This is a genomic window from Streptomyces sp. NPDC039423 (assembly GCF_055598725.1).
In genome coordinates, this window is sequence record NZ_JBVKAH010000006.1 from 103,254 (window position 1) to 124,234 (window position 20,981).

The 20,981-nt window shown below is 69.5% G+C and carries 10 protein-coding genes and 1 riboswitch; of the genes, 2 read left to right on the forward strand and 8 right to left on the reverse strand.

Features of this window, described 5'->3' with window-relative positions; translation table 11 throughout:
- Nucleotides 1-44: 44 nt before the first annotated feature.
- The 8 genes from eno to ACZ7LK_RS20325 form a co-directional block, all read right to left on the reverse strand.
- Nucleotides 45-1,331: a phosphopyruvate hydratase gene (gene eno / locus ACZ7LK_RS20290; RefSeq protein ID WP_392275219.1), complete on the reverse strand. Its 1,287-nt coding sequence runs from the start codon at nucleotides 1,329-1,331 to the stop codon at nucleotides 45-47.
- 308 nt (nucleotides 1,332-1,639) lie between these two features.
- Entirely contained in the window at nucleotides 1,640-2,344 is a 705-nt protein-coding gene (locus ACZ7LK_RS20295; RefSeq protein ID WP_392275218.1) for a transglycosylase family protein, read from the reverse strand.
- A gap of 3 nt (nucleotides 2,345-2,347) precedes the next feature.
- Nucleotides 2,348-2,522: riboswitch (cyclic di-AMP (ydaO/yuaA leader) on the reverse strand.
- Nucleotides 2,523-2,782: 260 nt separating this feature from the next.
- Entirely contained in the window at nucleotides 2,783-3,697 is a 915-nt protein-coding gene (locus ACZ7LK_RS20300; protein WP_392275217.1) for a transglycosylase family protein, read from the reverse strand.
- Nucleotides 3,698-3,877: 180 nt separating this feature from the next.
- Entirely contained in the window at nucleotides 3,878-5,131 is a 1,254-nt protein-coding gene (locus ACZ7LK_RS20305; protein ID WP_469463413.1) for a cytochrome P450 family protein, read from the reverse strand.
- A gap of 18 nt (nucleotides 5,132-5,149) precedes the next feature.
- The gene (locus ACZ7LK_RS20310) at nucleotides 5,150-6,142 is read right to left on the reverse strand and encodes a nucleoside triphosphate pyrophosphohydrolase (protein ID WP_471142372.1); all 993 of its coding nucleotides are present in this window, start codon (nucleotides 6,140-6,142) and stop codon (nucleotides 5,150-5,152) included.
- 9 nt (nucleotides 6,143-6,151) lie between these two features.
- Nucleotides 6,152-6,787 carry a SurA N-terminal domain-containing protein gene (locus tag ACZ7LK_RS20315; RefSeq protein ID WP_392275316.1) on the reverse strand — a complete coding sequence of 212 codons (636 nt, stop codon included), beginning with the start codon at nucleotides 6,785-6,787 and terminating at the stop codon, nucleotides 6,152-6,154.
- Between the two features lie 594 nt (nucleotides 6,788-7,381).
- Nucleotides 7,382-8,131 carry a DUF6193 family natural product biosynthesis protein gene (locus tag ACZ7LK_RS20320; RefSeq protein WP_471142374.1) on the reverse strand — a complete coding sequence of 250 codons (750 nt, stop codon included), beginning with the start codon at nucleotides 8,129-8,131 and terminating at the stop codon, nucleotides 7,382-7,384.
- Between the two features lie 10 nt (nucleotides 8,132-8,141).
- Nucleotides 8,142-17,720: a polymorphic toxin-type HINT domain-containing protein gene (locus ACZ7LK_RS20325; RefSeq protein ID WP_471142376.1), complete on the reverse strand. Its 9,579-nt coding sequence runs from the start codon at nucleotides 17,718-17,720 to the stop codon at nucleotides 8,142-8,144.
- A 413-nt stretch (nucleotides 17,721-18,133) separates the two neighbouring features.
- Here ACZ7LK_RS20325 and ACZ7LK_RS20330 point away from each other — a divergent pair, with 413 nt between their 5' ends.
- Together ACZ7LK_RS20330 and ACZ7LK_RS20335 are read left to right on the forward strand one after the other, a co-directional pair.
- Complete coding sequence (locus ACZ7LK_RS20330; protein WP_471142378.1) at nucleotides 18,134-20,002, forward strand: tachylectin-related carbohydrate-binding protein; 1,869 nt, start codon at nucleotides 18,134-18,136, stop codon at nucleotides 20,000-20,002.
- A gap of 159 nt (nucleotides 20,003-20,161) precedes the next feature.
- Nucleotides 20,162-20,968 carry a class I SAM-dependent methyltransferase gene (locus ACZ7LK_RS20335; RefSeq protein WP_392275214.1) on the forward strand — a complete coding sequence of 269 codons (807 nt, stop codon included), beginning with the start codon at nucleotides 20,162-20,164 and terminating at the stop codon, nucleotides 20,966-20,968.
- Nucleotides 20,969-20,981: the final 13 nt, after the last annotated feature.

Here is a 20,981-nt window from a genome sequence, read left to right on the forward strand (position 1 = left end):
GGCCGGGGACGTACGGAGGCCGAGCTGGTGGCCGGCCCGTGGGCTCAGCCCTTGAAGCGCGGGAAGGCGCTGCGGCCCGCGTACACGGCGGCGTCGTCGAGGATCTCCTCGATGCGCAGGAGCTGGTTGTACTTGGCGACGCGCTCGGAGCGGGCCGGGGCGCCGGTCTTGATCTGGCCGCAGTTGGTGGCGACGGCCAGGTCGGCGATGGTGACGTCCTCGGTCTCGCCGGAGCGGTGCGACATCATGCACTTGAAGCCGTTGCGCTGGGCCATCTCGACGGCGTCCAGGGTCTCGGTCAGCGAGCCGATCTGGTTGACCTTGACCAGCAGGGCGTTGGCGGCGCCCTCCTCGATGCCGCGCGCCAGGCGCTCGGGGTTGGTGACGAACAGGTCGTCACCGACGAGCTGGACGCGGGCGCCGAGCTTCTCGGTGATGACCTTCCAGCCCTCCCAGTCGTCCTCGAACAGCGGGTCCTCGATGGAGACCAGCGGGTACGCGTCCACGAGCTCGGCGTAGTAGTCCGTCATCTCGGCGGCCGAGCGGGACTTGCCCTCGAACTCGTACGAGCCGTCCTTGTAGAACTCGGAGGCGGCGACGTCGAGCGCCAGGGCGATGTCCTTGCCCGGGGCGTAGCCGGCCTGCTTGATGGCCTCGAGGATGAGGTCGAGGGCGGCGCGGTTGGAGTCGAGGTTCGGGGCGAAGCCGCCCTCGTCGCCCAGACCCGTGGAGAGGCCCTTCTCCTTCAGGACCTTCTTCAGGGTGTGGTAGACCTCGGCGCCCCAGCGCAGGGCCTCGGAGAAGGACTCCGCGCCGATGGGGGCGATCATGAACTCCTGGATGTCCACGTTGGAGTCGGCGTGCGAGCCGCCGTTCAGGATGTTCATCATCGGAACGGGCAGCAGGTGCGCGTTCGGGCCGCCCAGGTAGCGGAACAGCGGGAGGTCGGACGCCTCGGAGGCGGCGTGCGCCACGGCGAGGGAGACGCCGAGGATGGCGTTGGCGCCGAGCGAGGACTTGTCCGGGGTGGCGTCCAGGTCGAACATCGCCTGGTCGATCAGCCGCTGCTCGGTGGCGTCGTAGCCGACGAGCTCCGGGCCGATCTGCTCGATGACGGCGAGGACGGCCTTCTCGACACCCTTGCCGAGGTAGCGGTCCTTGTCACCGTCGCGGAGCTCGAGGGCCTCGAACGCTCCGGTGGAGGCACCGGACGGGACGGCAGCACGGCCGGTGCTGCCGTCGTCGAGGCCGACCTCGACCTCGACCGTGGGGTTGCCTCGGGAGTCCAGGATTTCCCGGGCTACGACGACGTCGATGGACGGCACGAGCATCTCCTTCTGGGATGTGACGCAAAATGTGACGCATGCGGTGCAGGGTCTCTTCGGCCTTGCGGCAAGAGCCTAACCGGCCCGGGAGCCGTGACCAGCCGACGCCCGCCTCCTGGGACGAAAAAGGGCTCACGAGGCCGCTTCACGGACATAACGCCACGAAACTTACCGACGAGTAGTTCGCGTGTGCGGGGGGTCGCTCAAGCGCGCGACCGCACGTGTGCGCGGAGCCGCTCAGGCGCGCGAACGGGAAGACCCCGGCCCGGCACGCACGGGGGAAGGGGCGCGCCGGACCGGGGTGGTGTGCGGGGTCAGCTCAGGTGGAGCTGCTGACCCGGGTAGATCAGGTCGGCGTCGTCGACGATGTCCTTGTTCAGCTCGAAGAGCTTCTCCCAGCCACCGGAGACCTTCTTCTCGGCGGCGATGGTGCTGAGGGTGTCGCCGGCCTTCACCTTGTACTCGCCGTCACCCTTCTCGACCTTCTTGCCGGTCGGGGTGGTGACGGTCTTCTTGGACTCGGCCTTCGGCGCGGCCTCGGCCTTGGGCGCGGCCTTCGGCGCGGTGCGCTTCTCGCTGCGCGTGGTGGGCTGCTCGGCCTCGCGCTCCTGCTGCGGCTGGGCCTGCTCGGCGCCGCCGTCGTAGGAGGCGCCGGACAGACCGACGCCGCAGCTCGGCCAGGCACCCTTGCCCTGGCTGGCGAGGACCTTCTCGGCGATCTCGATCTGCTGGGACTTCGAGGCCTGGTCGGCGGTCGAGGCGTAGGCGGTGCCGCCGTACGCGGCCCAGGTGGACGCCGAGAACTGGAGGCCGCCGTAGTAGCCGTTGCCGGTGTTGATGGACCAGTCGCCGCCGGACTCGCACTGGGCGACCTTGTCCCACTCGGCGGAGGTGGCCGCCGAGGCGGAGGTGGCGCCCAGCAGCGGGGCGGCGACGGCGACGCCGGTGATGCCGGCGAACGCGGCGAATCGGGCGGCCTTGGAGGGGCGACGGTGCTTGGCCTTGCCGGAGAACAGCATGGGACATCTCCTCACCGACGCCTGCGAGGTGAGCTGTCGGGTTCGGGCGTGAGCTGCCCGGCCGCGCGGCACCGTGGTGCGCGCGGCTTCACCCCAAGCCGTCCCCGTGCCATGTCTCCATGGCCGGGCCCGGCACGTACCTTGGGTCCCCCGCTCCTGCCTCCGGCGCGTGAAGCGACGACTGTTCCCAACGGCCGGCGGCAGGATTCGGCGTTCCGGTCGATGGGGCCCGCGGTGGCGAGCGGTCACGACCGTAGACACAGACCTTCCCGAAGTTCAAAGACGGACATCGGGGTCAATCCGCCCTTATGCGACGGCCCTTGACGGGCGTTTACGCAGGTGAAGGGCGGATTGTGCGGTTCCGTCGCTCCCGGAACGCCGATCGGTGTGAAGAGATTCATGTCTCACTTACACAGAAGCGGACATAGGGGCGGATACCTACGGCTGATCGGCCGTCAGCTCCAGGCTCTGACCGGGGACGATGAGGTCCGGGTCGGCACCGACGGTGTCCTGGTTGGCCTCGTAGAGGGCCGGCCAGCCGCCGGGGACCTTCTGCTCCTCCGCGATGTCGGAGAGGTTGTCCCCGGGGCGGACGGTGTACGCGCCGGGCGCGACGCTGCCCGGGTCGCGTGTCGCCCCGTCACCGCGCGAGGGATGCCCGTCCGTTTCGCGCCCCGTGGCCGAATCGCCGGTCCCGTCGGGGCCGGTGGCCTCCAGGCCGCCGTCACCCGCCGTGGCACCCGGGACGGGCGGGGCGGTGGGGTCGGCCGGGGCGGTGGGGTCGGCCGGAGCGGCCGGCTCCGTCACCGGAGTCTCCTCCTTGGCGGCCTCGCCCCGGTGCTTGCCGGTGCCCGGGGCCGGGCTCGCCGGCGCGCCGGGCGCCGACGGGGCGGGCTCGGCGGGCAGCGGGGTCCCGGCCGGCTTCGACGGCGTGGGCTTCGCGGGCGCGGCCGGATCCTCCAGCGTCTCGGCCGGGTCGGGCGCGTCCGTCGTCCCGGGGGCCGCCGGGGCGGCCGTCGTGGGGTCGGTGGCGGTCGCCTCGGCGGCGCCGCCCAGGCCCGCGATGGGGGCGCAGGTCTCCCACGCCCTCACTCCGGTCGCGGCGTAGACCTTTTCGGCGACCAGGATCTGCTCGCTGCGGCTGGCGAGGTCGGGGCGGGCGGCGTGGGCGAGGCCGCCGTACGACTCCCAGGTCTCCTGCGACATCTGGAGGCCGCCGTAGAAACCGTTGCCGAGGTCGGCGCTCCACATGCCGCCGGACTCGCACTCGGCCACCCGGTCCCAGGTGGCGGCGTCGGCCGCCGACGCGGAACCCGCGCCGAGCAGCGGGAGCGCGATGGCGGATCCGGTCACCCCTGCCGCGACGACGATGGCGGGGGCTTGACGGGGTCGTCGGTGCCGGCCGTTCCCGGAGCGCATGCGGTGCTGCCTTTCGCGTGACTGCTGAGGTGACGGTGAACGTAGCGGCATTCGAACGTCAGTCACAAGTCGATGCACCGGAGATTACGCGAAGATCACAGAAATGACGGACCGTCAGCCGCGGGACGGGACGAACGGGGTGAACTCCACCGGAAGCGTGCGCAGTCCACGCATGATGAGCCCGCCCCGCCACCGCAAATCGGCCGGATCCACCGCAAGCCGGAGGTCGGGCAACCGGGTCAGCAGCGTCGCCAGCGCGGTCTGCCCCTCCAGCCGCGCGAGCGGCGCGCCGAGGCAGTAGTGGATGCCGTGCCCGTACCCGAGGTGCTGGTTGTCCCGCCGCGCCAGGTCGAGCGTGTCCGGCTCGGCGAACCGCTCCGGGTCCCGGTCCGCCGCGGCGAGGACGACGAGCACCGGGTCGCCCGCGCCGATCCGCTCCCCGCCGATGGTCAGCGGCTCGGTCGCGAACCGCCAGGTGGCCAGCTCCACCGGCCCGTCGTGGCGCAGCAGTTCCTCGACGCCGGTCTCCAGCAGCCCCCGCTCACCTGCGGCGAGGGACGCCTGGAGGCGCTCGCGCTGGACGGGGTTGCGGAGCAGCGAGTGGACCCCGTTGCCGATGAGGTTCACGGTGGTCTCGAAGCCCGCGAAGAGGAGGATGAACGCCATCGCGGCGGCCTCGTTCTCGGTGAGGTGCTCGCCGTGGTCGGAGGCCTTGATGAGCCCCGAGATCAGGTCGTCCCCCGGGTTCTCGCGCTTGCGGTGGATCAGCTCCGCGAGGTACCCGCGCATCTTCTTCACCGACCGGGCGACCCCGCCGCGCGGCCCGCCGCCGTGCCGGATCATCATCCCGGCCCAGTCGCGGAAGTCGTCCTGGTCCTCGCGGGGCACGCCCAGCATGTCGCAAATGGCATAGATGGGGAGCGGGAAGGCGAACTCATGGATGAGGTCCGCGCTCCCCTTTGTAGCGAAATTGTCGATCAACCGGTCCGTGAGCTCCTGCACACGCGGCGCGAACTCCGCCACGCGCCGGGGCGTGAAGGCCTTCGACACCAGCCGGCGCAGCCGGGTGTGGTCCGGCGGGTCGATGTTGAGCAGATGCGTCATCAGCTCGGCCTTGCGCTCGCCCGGGATGCCGGTCTTGCCCTTGGCGTGCTCGGGCTCGTCGTGGTGCGCGGGGTTCTTGCTCAGCCGCTGGTCGGCCAGCGCCTGCCGCGCGTCCGCGTACCGCGTCACCAGCCACGCCTCCACCCCGCTGGGCAGCCTGGTGCGGTGGACGGGCGCGTGCTCCCGGAGCCAGGCGTACGCGGGGTACGGGTCGGTGGCGAACTCCCAGGTGAAGAGTTCGGGCGGGGTGTTCGGGTCGGTCACGCCCCCGACGTTAACCCGTCAGGAGCCCTGCCCCTCCGCCGCGCGGATGGCGTCCCGGTAGGCGCGGCCCGCGGCGCGCAGGGCCGCCTCCGGGTCGACGCCCTCGGCCTCCGCCCGTACGGCGAGGGCCAGCAGCTCGTAGCCGATGCCGTCACCGGACGGGAGGGCGACGTCCAGACCGGCGTTGCGGACCCGGCTCGCGAGCTTGGCCGCCAGGGCGAGGCCCGGCTGGCCGAGCGGGACGCCGTCCGTCACCGACGCGCGCCGCTTCTCGATCGCCTTCGTCCGCAGCCAGTGCTCCTTGACCTCCTCCGGCGTCTCGGCGCGCTCGTCGCCGAAGACATGGGGGTGGCGGTGGATGAGCTTCTCGACGATCGTGCCCGCCACGTCGTCGACGGAGAACGGCTCCTCCTCGTGCTCCTCGGCGATCCGCGCGTGGAAGACCACCTGGAGCAGGACGTCCCCGAGCTCCTCCCGCAGCTCGTCGCGGTCGCCGTCCTCGATGGCCTCGACGAGTTCGTACGCCTCCTCGATGCCGTACTTGGCCAGGCCCTCGTGCGTCTGCCGCGACGACCAGGGACACTCGCGGCGGATCCGGTCCATCACCTCGACCAGGTCCAGCAGCCGGGCGCCCGGCAGGTCGTACGAGCCGGGCAGCAGCTCCAGGTCGGGCATCGCGACCCGACCGGAGCCCGCCATCCGGGCCAGCCCGTCCGTCAGGGCGCCGTCACCCTCGCCGGCCGCCAGGACCACCACCGTGTTCCCGCCCGCGCAGGCGTCCACCAGCTCCCGCGCGGTGGGCGCGGCGATCTCCACGGTGACGCCCGCCTCGCGCAGGTACGGCAGCTGCGGGTGCGCCTCGTCGGCGCACAGCACCCGGCCGGCGCCGCGCAGCGTCCGCCACGCGGGCCAGGACAGCAGCCCGGGGGCGACGCGGTGGCTGGCGGTGAGGAGGACGATCCGTCCGGGGTCGTCGGCGGTACCGGGGGTGTCGGGGGTGTCGGCGTTCACCCCTCGAACCTACATCTGCCGCTGACCGCCCGGCTGACGGAGCCAGGGGGCGCTGTACTCGCCGAGCTGGATCTTGTCGTTGTCCCACGTCCCGTACCGCGGGTTCACGTCGATGTCGAGCGCCTTGGAGGCGGTGGCGAACACCTCGGTCAGCTTCTGCTGCCCCTCCGGGGTGTTCCCGGCGCCCAGCTTGGCGGCGATCTTGTTCATGAGCACATTGCGCCGCACCACCGCGTCGATCTCGTCGGGCGCGACGCCCTGCTGCTGGAGCAGCATCGCGGCGAGCTGCTCCTCGCCCCCGCTCTGCGCCGCGGCGGCCCGCCGGGTCTCCTGGACCTCCTTGCGGCTGGCGGTGATCCCGTTGTCGGCGGCGACCTTGTCCACCACCCGGTCGAAGATCATGCCGTTCAGCTTCTCCCGGTTCAGGTCCCCGGTGGCCTCGATGAGCTGCTTCGCCTGCGGCGACGCCTCCTGGGCGCTGCGCACGTCCCTGACCTGGGCCTGGAGGGCGGCCACCTCGATCCGGTCCCCGTCGACGACGGCGGCCGCCCCGGGATGCGTGTCACTCCCGCAGCCCGCCAGCAGCGGAGCCGCTGCCAGGAGCGCGGCGGAGACGGAGAGCGCGGTGCGACGGCGGCGATGCAGGCGGTGCAAAGGAGCCTCCCGGCGTGGGTCGTGCGTCAGTGTGAACGACCTTGCGGTGATCGATGGTAGGCAGTCGCAGTGGCGTAGGCCACTACTTCGACGTGGTTCCTGTCAACCAACGCGGCGGGGGCTGCACTGGATGCGGACTTCCAGGCGTCCCACACCACAGGTGCTGTTCATTCCGGTTCGGAAATCCTCCACCTGCCGTGCGGCGGTCGTCGATGACATAACCGCACCCACCGCGCCGTTCACTTGGCTGTGATCATCCTTTCTCACAACCGGGTCACCTTGCCGCGCTGAGGGGACTCGTCGAGCGGCGGCCTCCCCAAACCCAACGCCAGTAGCGTTATTGATCATCTCGCATGGAGACTCGCACTCCAGCAGCGGCACCGCTTCCCCGAGAGCATCGGCTCATCCCGATGGAGCGCTGACCCCTGCCGCTGACCGCACATACGCCACCAGTCGAAGAATCAACGTCTGCGCAACGCCTCTTGGCCGTCATAGACGCCGCACTCACCCGGCGGTCACGCTGGCCGGGCACTGCCCGGGAAGGAGGACAATTCGGATGTGTGAAAGAGGGGCAAACCATTACCGCTACGCCTGTCCCTCAAAAGCTGGACCGCAATCACGGGGAAGATTCTCCACCACCAATGCGGCCGCGTCAGCCGCCGATGCCGCATCACCCAGAGTGGAACCATCTTTGCCATACACACGCCATCCTTGCTCCAAGGGCCCAATCATCGGCAGGTCATTCGAAAAGGGCTTGCGAGTGGTCCTGCTGAAGTGGAGCCACCCGTGGCTGACAACCGGAAACAACTGGCGAAGCCTTCGCTCGGCATAGGTAGCCTCGGTCAGTTCGTCATCGACCAGGTCGACCTCGGGGTGCTTCTCTAGCATGAGGCGCCAGGCAGTAACCACCGCATGTCCCTCCAAGTGGGCTTCGGCAAGCGCCTCAAATTCAATGAACGGCCATGCGGCACGCATCTCACCCAACGGCATGCCCCGGTTCCAGGCCCGTACGGCACTGGCCACGGCCGAAAGATCTGCCGTACGGCCTGTACCGAGATCCGCACCCGGCGCCCAGACGGTCATGTGGAACAGGCGGGCGCTCGGAGAGTCGGCCGCAACGAGGAAGGTGCCCCGCTTCGTCACGGCCTTGGCTCGGGCCGACCCTCCTGACCCCTCCCCCTGCGACAGGGGCCCGATGTCGAACCCCATTTCAGAGGCGACCCGCCGCAAGGCCGGCACAAGTCCGCCGACGGCCGCAACATCCGGGTAAAGGTTGCGGTTGACAGCATCAGAGGTCTGACCGCTCGGCTCGTCGGGCTGTGCAGGCAACATCATACACGTCCCATCAATCTGCCCAATTGGGGCGGGTAGGGGTAAATTTTTCCCCTCGCCAGTACCAATCCACGTTGTCGTACGTGCGCTGTCCGGTAATAACAGCCATTCTAAGGTTACCGATCTCCCAGGCTGTCTGATAGCCCGGCTTCACTCCCGCTTCCCATCCAGCTCTGAATGTGGGTATTCCTCTCTCGACGAGTGACGCCAGCGCCTGGTCACCGGTTTCGGCACCCTCGATACCGTCGAGCGATACGGACAGATGCGTCCCCTTGTCGTCTCTGATGCCATTACCTACGCCAGCCATCCACTCGGGCCGGCCATCGCCGTTCGGGTCAGGCCTGGAATAGTCGTTGTCGCGGTTGAAACCCTTGTTGAAAGTACGCCCCCCGACCTTCCTCGCCAACGCGTCGGAGTGCTTACCGACACCAATGACGATGTGGTCTGTGTGGCTACCACAGTTGTGAACCAGGACCGGCGCGTTGCCCGCCAGCACGTAGTACGTGTGCGCCGTATCGACCGTCAGGTTGTAGACCGCGGCCTGCTGCGTCCACGCGCGGACCGCGTCGACCTGGACCCAGGTGCCGCTGCCCGTCTCCAGCCATTGGCCGGGCTTCAGTTCGCCGGCGGTGAGCCACTTGCGGAGATCGGGGATCCAGAAGGGGTGGCCCTTGGTGGCGGTGATGGTGTCGGTCGCGTCGCCCTTCGCGCCGTCGGTGTCGATCGTCAGGCGGACCAGGTGCTTCTCACCCCGGCCGACGATCGTGTCGGTGACCTTCTGCTTGGACGTCCTGCCGGTCGTCGGGTCGGTCGCCAGGACCTCGTCGCCCTCCTCGACCTCCTCGATCGGCTTGCGGCTGCCGTCGGCCATCACCACTTCCGTGCCGGGCAGGAAACTGTTGCCGCTGGCGAGCGAGGCGACGTCCGCAGCCGTGGTCGCACATTCGACGGCGGCTTCGACCTTGTCGACGGCCTCTTCGGTCTTCTCGATGCCCTTCGAAACCGATGCGATCTTGTCCGAGTACTTCGCCGCCTTCGACGCCATCCGGCCGGCCTTCGCCGCGCGGACGAAGCCCGCGCCGACGCCGCCCAGGGCGGCGCCCGCGACCGTGGCGACCGCCCAGGCGCACGATTCCATGTCGCCCTGGGTCACGCAGCGCTTGATGTCGTTGAAGCCTGTGACCTCGGCGACGACGTTGCCGACCGACTTGACGCCCTCCCATACCGCGCCGAGGTCGACCGTCTCCTTGACCGTCTCGACCACGGCGCCGAGTCCGTCGACCACCGTCTTGCGCAGGTCATTGGCCGCACGGGCCATGTCCACGATGACGTCGGGTGCCGCCGCGACGATCAGGGCCGGCAGGTTGGGGTCGCCGGTCACGATGGCCACGCCCACGGCCATCAGCGGCTTGACCGCCGCCCTGATGGCGGGGAGCGGATTGTGCTTGGCGACGAAGGCGGCCGCCGCCTTGGCCTGGCGGGTGATCGCGGCCTTCGCCTCGTACACCTGGCGCCGAACCTCGGCGGCCTTCCTCAGCGCCCACTTCCCGACCTCCCTCTTGGTGACGTTCCAGGCTTGCCTGGCCTTGTTGACGGCCGTCTTGAGGCCGGACTTCTCGTAGAGGTACGAGGCGCCCCGGCCGACCCAGCTCCGGAAGGAGTTCCACGCCGCCCTGGGGTTGTTCCAGGCGAATGCCACGGCATTGGCGATGGACCGGGCGCTCCTGACCATTCCGTAGCCGATGGACTTGGCGCCCGAGACGAAGGCGCTGCCCACGGCCTTGGCGCCGTCGACTATCGCGTTCCCGACGTCCTCGCACCAACCGCAGGACGGCCAGTGACCGTCCGGGTCCGCGTACTTCATCGGGGCACCGGCGCCATAGGTGTACCGGTTGGCGAGGATCGACGCTCCCGCGTTGTACTGGTACGAGTCCCGTGCGCCGAAGGCGGCCGAGACCGGGTCGTACCAGCGGGCGCCCATGTTGATCTGAGCGGTGTCGGGGTCGGTGTAGTCGCCCTGGTAGCCGACGTTGCCGGCCATGTCGGTGGCGCCCTCGGCACTGAGCGGCACGCCGAAGGGGTCGTACGCCGCCGACTGCGCGAGCCGGGTGGCCGCGCCGTCGGTGGGTGACATGTTGCCCACGACGTCACCGTGGCTGTCCGAGAGGGTCAGCCGTGCGACACCGCCCTCCATGACCGACATCAGCTCGTCGCCCACGCCCCGGCCGTAGGTGGAGGTGTTGTCCTTCACCGGGTCCGGGGACAAGCCCGCGTAGACGAAGTCGACACCGTTGCGCGTGGCGACCCGGTCGAGGGAGTCATAGGTGTACTCGGTGCCGGACTCGCCCGCCTTGGTCATGCGGTCGAAGGCGTCGAACGTGAACTCCTCCGTCAGTCCGGAGCTCGTGCGGGACTTCAGCGTTCCGCGCGCGGTGTGGTCGTAGGTGTAGTCCCCGTCCGAGAGCATCCGGTTGCGCTCGTCGTACGTGGCGCTCTTGTCGCCGTTCTTGACGCGGTTACCGCTGTCGTCCCAGGCGTACTCGACCTTCTTGCCGTCCGCGGTCCAGGAGGTCATGCGGTCGGCGTTGTCGTACTCGTAGGTGTTGCCGCCCGCCTTGGCGGTGCCGGCCGTGGTCTTCGAGGTCAGGCGGTCCTGGACGTCGTAGCCGTAGTCGGTGGACGCCACGGCCGTGCCGCCGCTGCTCTTGACCGTGTCGGTGTCGAGCCGGCCCAGGTCGTCATAGGTGAGCGTGCGGGTCTGGCCGGAGCCGTAGTCGACCTTCTTCAGCTTGCCGGATCGGTCGTAGCCGTACCCCTGCTGGACTCCGGTGAGCGGGTCCTTGGCCGTGCTCAGCAACTGGTTGGTGTAGGTGAAGGTCGCGGTGCCGGAGGCGTCGGTACGGGTGGAGAGCTGGCCATCGGCGTTGTACTCGTAGGTGGCGGTGCCCGAGGGGCCGTCGGCCTTGAGCATGTTGCCGCGGTCGTTGTACTCGTAGGTGTTGTCGCCCTTGGGGGACGACGCCTTCACCAGGCGGCCCGCCGGGTCGTAGTCGAACTTCTTCTCCGGTGTGGCTGCCTCGGCACCCGTCCCGGTCTCGCCGACCAGCTCACCGGCCTTGTCGTAGACGCGCTCCCGCACCACATTGCCCGGAGCGGTGATCCTCACCGGCTGGCCGCCGGCGTTGTAGGCGGTCGTCCACGTCCGGTCGGCGGCGGCCGGGTCGCGCTCGGTGACGGGTTCGATCACGGATTCGGGCAGGCCGAGCGTGTTGGTCGTGTAGAACGTCCTGTTCCCGCGCCCGTCGGTGTACCTCGTGCGGTTGCCCAGCGCGTCGTATCCGAAGGATGTGGTCAGGGATTTGTCCGCGGCCACCGGTTCCGTCTGGCTCGTCAGCCTGCCCAGCGCGTCGTACGCGTACGTCGTCGTGCGGTTCATGGGATTGGTCGACGACGTGACGTTGCCGGCCTTGTCGTAACCGAACGTCATCTTGCGGAGCTGGCTGTTGGTCGGGTCCATGTCGGAGTCCTCGACCAGTCGGCCGAGCTGGTCGTACAGCTTCGCCGAGGTGCGGCCCTCGCCGTCGGTGGTGCGTACCTCACGGCCGAGGGCGTCGTAGCCGAACTGTGTGCTCACGCCGCTCGGCTCGACGACCTTGGTGACCTGGCTCAGGGCGTCGTACGTGAACCGGGTGACGCCACCGCCGGGAGCGGTCCGCCCGATCACGTTACCCGCGTCGTCGTACTCGTTGCGTGTGGTGAAGGCTCCGGGAACGGGCTTGCGCTCGATCGACGTCTGGGTGACCGGGCGGTCCAGGTCGTCGTAGGTGGTCTCGGCCCGTGCCCCGTTCGGGTCCGTGACCGTGAGCACCTGGTTGGTGCGGGTGTAGGTGTACTTCCACTGGGCCCGGTCCTCGCCCGTACCGACCGGGACATCCTTGATGGTGACGCGGTTCTGGCGGTCGTACGTGAGCTTGGTGGTCCGCCCCAGGGCGTCGGTCGTCTCGACGGCGTTGCCGAGCGGGTCGTACTTGGTGGTGACCGTCGGCGTCAGGACGTCGGCCGAGCCCGGCGGGGTGTACGCCGGGGCGGTGGCCGTCACCGGACGCCCGAGCCGGTCGTAGACGGTCCTGTTGGTGTTGCCGAGGGCATCGACCGACTCGGTGACGGCACCGAAGGTGTCGTAACCCGTGTACGTGGTCGGACGGGAGGTGACCGGCGCCGAACCGCCGCTCTCCGTCTCGACGGCGGGCGCCTTCGTGGAGACCTGGCGGCCGAGCTCGTCGTACACGTACTCGGTCTTGTTGCCGGCCGGGTCCGTGGTGGCCGTCAGCAGGCCGCGCTGGTCGTAGTCGTACGTCGTGGTGCGGGGGTCGGTGCCGTTCTCGACGGTTTCGGAGCGCCGGTTGCCCTGGTCGTCGTAGGTGTAGCGGACCGTCGACGCGGACACGGCGAGCGGCCACGGCACGTTGGACCCGAAGCCGCCGGAGACCGTGGTCTCCACGTTGCCCGCGAGGTCGTAGGTGAACGTCGTCCTGCGGGCCAGACCGGTCGGGTCGGTGACCTCCGACTTGACCCTGCCCACGGCGTCATAGGTGTACTGGGTGACGAGCTTGCCGTTGGCGGCGGTTTCCGTCAGGACGTTGCCGGCACCGTCATAGGTATTGGACTCGATGACGATGTCGCGCCTGCTGCCGTCCGGGTTGTGGAAGCCCGCCAGTTTGACCGATTTGACCAGGTCGTCGCCGTAGTACTCATAGACCATGGTGCGGCCCATGCTGTCCGTCTCACGGGCGACGCGGCCGCCCATGTCGTACGCGTACGACTTGAGGACGGTGTAGCGGTCGTCGCCCCCGTCGTCCTCCCAGTCGTGCAACCGTGTCTCGGCGAGCTTGTTCCGCGCGGTGTAGAGGTGCTCGTACCGGTTGCCGTTGGCGTCGACCATCGAGGTCTTGTTGCCGAACACGTCGTACGTGTACGAGGTCTCGTTGCCCTCGGCGTCGGTGATCCTCTCGGGGCGACCGCGGTCGTCCAGGTCGAAGGTCATCACACGGGAGGTGTCACCGCCCAGGAGGTCGCTGACCTCGGTGCGGACGACGTTGCCGTCGGCGTCGTACCCGGTGACCGTCTTCTGCTGGTGTTTGCCCAGCGTGACGACGTTGGTCGCCGCCGCGTCCGTCGTCGAGGTGAGCCGCGACAGCTCGTCGTAGGTGTACGTCCGCGTCACACCGGCCGGCTGGGCCGTCGTGACGGCGGTCTCGGTGATCTTCCGGCCGAGGGCGTCATAGGTGAAGGTGGAGACCTTGCCGGACGGCTCGGTCACCCTGGCGAGGTCCCCGTTCTTGAAGTACTGGAAGCGGGTGATCTTGCCTCGGGGATCCCTCACCGTCATCGGGAGGCCGGAGGGGGTGGGGCCGCCGCCGTCGACCGCCGGCTCACCTCCCGTGGTGTACGTGTGCACCACCGAGCCGCCGTCGGGCGAGGTCTGGGTCAGCAGACCGGCCTTGGTGTTGTACGTGTACTTGGTGACGTACCGGTTGTCCGCCGGCCCGGAAGAGCGGCCGTCACGGGTCTCCGTCGGCTGGTCCGCCCTCGGGTCCAGATCGCTCTGCGGTGCCGGGTACGTGGTGTAGTTCGTCTGGCAGTCCCCGGCTGCCCGGCACGTCGTGCGGCTGGTGACGTTGCCACGGTCGTCGTAACCCAGCTTGACCGTGTCACCGTTCTCGCTGGTGATGCCGGTCTGGAAGCCCTTGTCGTCGTAGCTGAAGGACCGGATCGCCACACCGTCGACGGGGTAGCGGACGAAGTCCGGCTCACTGCCGCTGCCGCTGGGCGGCGTGGTGCAGAACATCGGGTCGCCCGGGTCCGGGGTGGTACAGACCTCGGTCGGCCCGGTGGGGGACGGGGACGGGGTCGCGGTGACCGGCTCGCGGGCACCGAGGGCGGTCGGCTCGCCGGAGCGGAGCAGGTTGGCGGAGAGCCCGTCGTACTCGTAGAAGTACGGGGCGTTCATGGGGTCACGGACCTCGACGGTGCGCCGGAGGTCCTTGTCGTCGCCGTAGACCGCCGGTGCGCCGATCCGCCAGGTGCCGCCGTTGCGGTCGGTGTACTCGGTGACGCGGTCGCGGGAGGTGTCGTAGCCGACCTCCGACGCCATGCGCCCGCTCGGCAGCGTCGTGCCGGTCATCAGGTCGGCCGGCCGGCCGCCCTCGCGGTAGTGGCCGGCGACGGTCGACGCGCCCAGGGGGTGGTGGTAGACGGCGACGTCGTCGATGGCGCCGTCGAAGGACTTGGCCCCCGCGGAGCCCCAGCCCGGCCAGGAGGCAGGGGTGGAGGCGTGGGCGGCCCCGATCTGGTTGTGGGTGAGGTCGTTCTGAACGAGCTGCTTGCCGGTGATGGTGCCGGAGAGCTTGCCGTCCAGGTAAAGGCTCTGGGCCGATCCGGAAACGGACAGAACGGCATGGTGCCAGCGCCCGTCATTCACGTTCTTCGTGATGTCGGTGATCGGCTGGACGGCGCCGGTCCAGAACTGTCCGCGCAGCTTGCCGTCCGTACCGACGTACAACAGCGGCACACCAGTGGTCGGAGCCGTGCCCCAGGCCTTGTTCTGGTATCCCACGAGCGGCCCGCCGACCCCCGTCGCCACGGTCCGGAACCAGACCTCGACGGCGGCGTCGCGGCTCTTCTTCACCGTGCCGGCGGGCAGGCCCACCCGGGAGTTGCTGCCGTTGAAGCCCGCCGCGGTCCCGGGGTCGCCGGTGATGGCGCCGGCCGCCTTGAGCGTGACGTTGGTGTACGTACCCCGGTCCTTGCCGAGGTTGCCCACATTGGCGCTCTCCGCCGCGGTGCCCTCTTCCTCGCCGAGACGCCAGTAGGACTCGGGGCGCGAGTCGAGGACGGTGGTGCGGTAGTGGCTGCCGGACCCGTAGGTGTACTGGGTGCAGGCGTCCTGCGGGTCGCACACCTTGTTCAGCAGGTCACCCGTGTACGTGTAGTTCCAGCTCAGTGCCGCGCCGTTGACCGCGTTCGTCGACACCTTGGTGACGTGGGCGCCGGTCCAGGTGAAGGTCAGCGAGCGTCCGGAACGGCTGTTGACCGCGGTGGCGAGCCGTCCGGCCGAGTACGTGTAGCCGATGGACGTCGAGTAGGCGTCCGTGACCTTCGTCAGCAGACCGGAGGCGCTGAACTCGTAGGTCGTACCGGACTTGTCCTGGAGCTTGTACGTGCTGGTCGTGGCGTCCTGGGTGAGCTTGGCGAAGCGGCCGGGTGGCGGGGCGAAGGTGCCGTCGGCGTTCCTGCCGAACCGTACGTCCTGGCCCTCCGGATAGCGGATGACGACATTGCCGGTGCCGTCGTCGTCGGGGGTCAGCCGGACGTCGTACCGAGTCGTCCAGCCCGCGCCGAAGGCGAGGTCACGCCGCGGGTCGAGGCTGTTGTACGTCCGGACGAGGGTGAGGTCGGGGCCGATCCCGGCGAAGGAGGCATCGACGGCCGTCGAGGTGTAATTGCCCACGTTCGGGTCGAATTCCCTGCCCTGCCCCTGGGAGAGCCGCGAGGTGATCTCCGGCTGGGGAACCATGGCGAGCAAGGCGATCTGCGCGGTCGGCACTTCGTTGGTGGCGTCCTTGACGAAGCCGCGCCACAAGTAGGTCTTGCCCCACTTGAGGCGTCCGGACGGCACGGGGTGGGCGGACGCCGTCTGGTAGGCCGATGTGGTGCATCCGGTGGGCTTGCCGTCCTTGTCCGCCTCACAGATCTCGAACTTGTACTGGAGCGCGGACCCCGCCGGCGCGTCGATGTCGACGCCGGCCGCCCACAGCTGCGGGGTCAGGGTCTGCGCCTGGTAGCCGTTGGGCGGGAACTGCTCCTTGACGACCGGGGCGATGTCGAAGACCTGGATGGTCAGCCGGCCCGGCGGGACCTGTTCGTCGGTGAAGACCTTGCCGCCGGTTCTCACCATGGTGAAGTCGAGCAGGTACACCCCGGGCCGCATCGCCTTGATGGTGGCGTCCAGCGTCACCTTGGCGCCGTGCGCGACGTTGGTGGCGAGGTTGCCTGCCCGCTGCTGGCTGATCAGTTTGCCCTTGCTGTTGTAGACGCGGTAGGCGAGGTAGTACGTGCTCGGCGTCCACGTCTCGGCGCCCTTGTTGGTGACGGCGATCTTGACCTTGCCGTTCTGGTTCTGCATGACCGGCGGGTCGGGAACGGGCTTGGTGAAGGCGTACGTGGCGTTGTAGGGGCTGTGGGTGACGTACAGCTTCGGCGGGTTGGCGGTGGCGTGACCGGTGAAGCGCTTCCAGGCCAGGGCATCGGTGGCCGAGGCCCGGAGCGACAGGCCGTGGTTGGCCTGGGTGCCGTCCGCCCAGCGCTGCACGAGGTCCCGGCCCGCCTTGCCGAGGTCGAAGAGCTCGGCGGCGGTCGGACAGGCGGACTGTGACTGGCCGAACCCCACGTGGCCGTACGCGAAGGACTTCGACGCCAGCGCGGAACCGACCGAGGGCCCCGGGTAGGCGGTGCCCGTACCGGCGGTCCACGCCTGGGTGACCGGGTGTACGGAGACGGAACGGGGGCGGCAGGAGGCGGAGTCGTAGTTCACGACCTGGAGCTGGGCACCGAAGATGTTGTGGTGCTTGAGCTTCTCGTCGAGGCCGGGGAAGCCGAGGTACGAGGCGGTCGCACCCTCGGGGCCCTTGCCCACCTGGAGCTCGTTGGAGCCGACGACGGAGCCACCGCTCTTGACGTACATGGAGGTGGTGGCGGCCGTCGTGTCCACGGACGGGTCGACCCGCACCGGGAAAGCCCGGGCGGAGTCGGTGAGCCAACTCCGGTCGACGGTCAGCCGAAGCGCTTGCGTCCCGTCGCGCTCGACGAGGTCGTAGCGTACGGCGTGCGACAGAACGCCCTTGGCGTCCTCCATGTAACCGGCGGGGATGACGGCCTTGGTGCGACCCCGGGCGTCGACCAGGGCGATGGCACCGTCCTGGGTACGGGCGGTGAGGCCGGACAGCCGCAGGGGGAAGAGGTACTCGGCGGACGCTTCGGCGGACTGGAGGACCAAGGTCTCCTTGACGCCTCCCGCCTGCGACTCCAGCCAGACGTCGGTGTGCGGCAGCACATGTGCGAACGTGACCTTGTTGCCGGCGGCGGTGCCCCGGCTGGATGCGGCCCCGTCGAGACCGTAGGCGAAGATCTCGCCCGAAGGCAGGGTCACGGACGCCAGGTCGGAGGCGTCGGCCCGTTCGGCGATACGGACGTCGACGGCGTCATCGATGTTGGTCCAGCCCCCGGGCCGCTCGACGAGGCCGGCGACGATGGGGCGCCAGTCGCCCTTCGCATCACGGAAGTTCAGCGGCGCGGTCGACAGCTCCGTGGTCTGCGTGCCGTCGGCGTTCGCGTACGTCCGGCTGCGACCGTCGCGCTCGCCGACCAGTTCCTTGCTCGTCCCGCGGTCGAATCCCTTGAGCCGTCGGCTCGGGGGGCGCTCGACCGAGACGGTGTTGCGGGCGGCGGCGGGACGCGTCGTCGGCGCCGGTGTGGTGGGGTACTTGGCCCGCAGCGTCTTCGGCACCTCCCGGTTGCCCCGCCCGCCGACCATATGCGGTAGGCCTTCGGCGCTCGCCCAGCGCTGTCCGGGCCCCTGGGCGGCAGCGGGTGCCTCCGGGAACAGAGGCACTCCCACGCCGGCCACGGCGAGCGATCCGAGGCCGATGACCACGGCGACGGCCAATGCGATGGCCGCGCCCCACCGGCTCCTTATCAGACGGCGCACGTATAAGTCTCGGACAGTTTTCCGGTACGCCGGCACGGTCCCCCCACAGGACGAAAGTCAGAAACAGCGATCCTCACGCAACTGTGGGGCTTCTGTCGATTACTTGCGAGTGACACCCATTCGAATGTGATCGTTTCGTGACCAAAGCAACGATGCATCAACGTACTGTTCATTGCTGGAACTGATCAGTCTCAGGGGGGACAGTGACATTCTCAAGACAAGCGGGGATGCGCCGGCGGGTGACGACGGCGACGGCCGCAGTATCGGCCATCTGCCTGGCCATTGCCGTACCGAACACCGCACAGGCGGCGGAGACTGCCAGCTGCACCGCCAACGGCCACACCTTCGTCACGAACTCGGCCGGTGACCTGCTCCAGTACACGATGTCGACACCGCTCACCGGCTCGACCTTCTCCGCGTACGCCAAAGTCGGAGCGGGCTGGGGCAGCTACGGCAAGGTACTGGCCGGCCCCAGTGGCCAGTTCTATGCATTCAAGTCGGACGGCACCTATTACGCGCACCGCACCTCCACGGGCACCTGGGACGTCAGCCCGAAGAGAATCAGCACCTATCTGGGATGGCTGGCCAATTCTGCCGACCGAAATCAAGCCACAGTGGATCGCGATGGCTGGTTGTGGGTGTCCGATAATCTCGGTCAGCTGTACGCGTACCGCTATGACGCCACCATCGGGACGACGGGCGGACTCCGGTCCGCGGGCAGGCTCGACAAAGGCTGGGACCGCTACAACCTCATCACCGCGGGCGACTCGGGTGTCATTTTCGGCCGCGCTTCCGATGGCAAGTTGTACCGGTCGCGTTACGACCACTCGAGTCAGCGCTGGCTCGAACGCCACGTTCTGGTCGGATCGACGGCCTGGGGGAATTTCGGGGCCATCACCGGTGGAGGCGGTGACACGCTGGTGACGGTCAACACGGCAGGGGAGGCGCTCTACTACCGCCGGGACGAGGCGACCGGCACATGGCCGGTCACCGCCAAGGAAGTGGCGGCGGGCGGCTGGCAGAACTTCACCAATGTCACCTCGGCGCCCGACAACTGCCGGCTGACCACCAACCACACTCCGGCAGCACAGCCCCAGCAGTCGGAGAGCTTCTCGCGCACAGCGGTCATGCAGGGAGCGTCGGGAAAGATCGAGTTCGCCTACACCGACAACTTCGGACGTCTGATGCACGGGCGGACCGATCCGGCGGAGCTGGACAACGTCCAGTGGACGCCCATCTCGGCGAACGACGCCTTCAGCGGACAGCCGTCGCTGTCGCAGCACGCGGACGGACGCGTCATCGTGACCGCGCACAACGTGTCGGGCAACGTCTGGCAGCGGCAGCAGACGACAGCGAACGGCGTCGACTGGGCCGGCTGGGCCGATCTCGGCGGTGCCATGGCCCAGCACGCCGTCACGGCCAGGACGCCCGGCGGGCTGCTGGTCCAGTTCGCCCTGGACGCCCAGGGCAGACCCTGGTACCGCCTGCAAGTCGCCTCCAACGCGGAAACGATGGGCTGGATGCCGCTGGCCGGCTCCGGTTTCACCGGCCCTCTGGTCACGGCCCAGGTCCGGGACGGCATCCAACTGTTCGGCACGACCGCCTCCGGCGCGCTCAGCACCGCCCTGTTCAAGCAGGACGGCACCCTCTCGGCCTGGACCCAGGTCGGCACGCAACCGGTCACCGGCAGCCCGTCCGTCATCGTCTACCCCGGCTACCGGATGCGGATATTCGTCACCGACCCCCAGGGCAAGATCCGTACCACGGCTCAGCCGGCCGAGGGCGGCGCCTACGGGGCTTGGACCGACGTCGGTGATGCGGCGCAGGACAACGGGACCCCTGTCGATCCCTTGGTGGTCAGCGGCTCCCCCAGCGCGGTGCTCTCGGCCCAGACGGTCGAGATCGTCGTCCGCGGAACCGACGGATCCGTCTACAACACCGGTGAGACCGCCCAGGGCAGTGGAGTGTGGCGCCCCTGGCAGAAGGTGGGCGCCGAAAGCACCGCCACCGAACCCACCGCGTTCACCTTTACGCACGGGACCGGCTTGACCTGGGCCTACACGTTCCGCACGCCGGCCAATCAGGTCCGGGTCTACCGGGCTCAGTGATCGGTCATGGAGAGAAGGAGGTGAGGGCAGGGGCATCCCGGTGTCGGGGGCGCCGGGGGGCGGGAGTCGGCGAACGTCGTCCGCGCGCCACCAAGACTTCACCCCGGCAGCACCGTTCCGTGACCCGTACGGCGATCCGGGCGGCGTAGCTTGCGCCGCATGTCCCCTCTTCTGAGCAACCGGCTGGCGAAGCGGGTCCTGCGGCCCGCGTTCGCCCTGGTCGAGCAGCGCATGGAGCGCGCGACCACCGCGTTCCAGTCCGACCTCGACGCCCTGCACCACGCGGTCGCCGACCTGCGGCGCCAGAGCTACGGCCTCGGGCTGCTGCTCGACCGGGCGGGACGGGACGGGCACCGGATGCCCACCGCCACGCAGATCGACACCCTCGTACGCGAGGTGCGCGCCGTCACCGGCGACGACGGCGAACGGGCGCGGCACGACATCACGGTCGCCTACCGCCACCTGGTGGCGCTGGAGGCCCTCGGGGCCGGGGACCTGGCCGGCTCGGTCTCCGACGTGTGCGGGCGGCTCGCGACCGTCCCGCTGCTCGCCCCGCCGAACGGCGAGGTGCTGGAGATCGGCGCCCGGCACGGGCTGTTCGCGGCCGCGCTGCGCCGGATGCTGCGGCGCGGCGGTGTCGAGGCCCGGCTGACGGTCGTCGACCCGCTGGACGGCCCGCCCACCCGGGAGGAGGTCGTGCGCGGCAACCTGACGCTGGGCGGCGGCACCGGCACGGCGGACGCGGCCCGGCTCGTGCGCGGCGGCTTCGGCGAGGCGGAGGTACGGGAGCGGATCGCCGACCGGCGCTACGGGGTGGTCGTGGTGAACGGCGACCACGACCTGGCGGCCGTGCGGGACCTGGCGGCGCCCGGCGCGGTCCTCGTCCTCGGCGACCGGCCGCGCCCGGCGGGGCTCACCGGGCTCGGCCGGGTCGCGGACTCGGTGTACTGCCGGACGGCGGCCTGACCGGCCCCGCGCG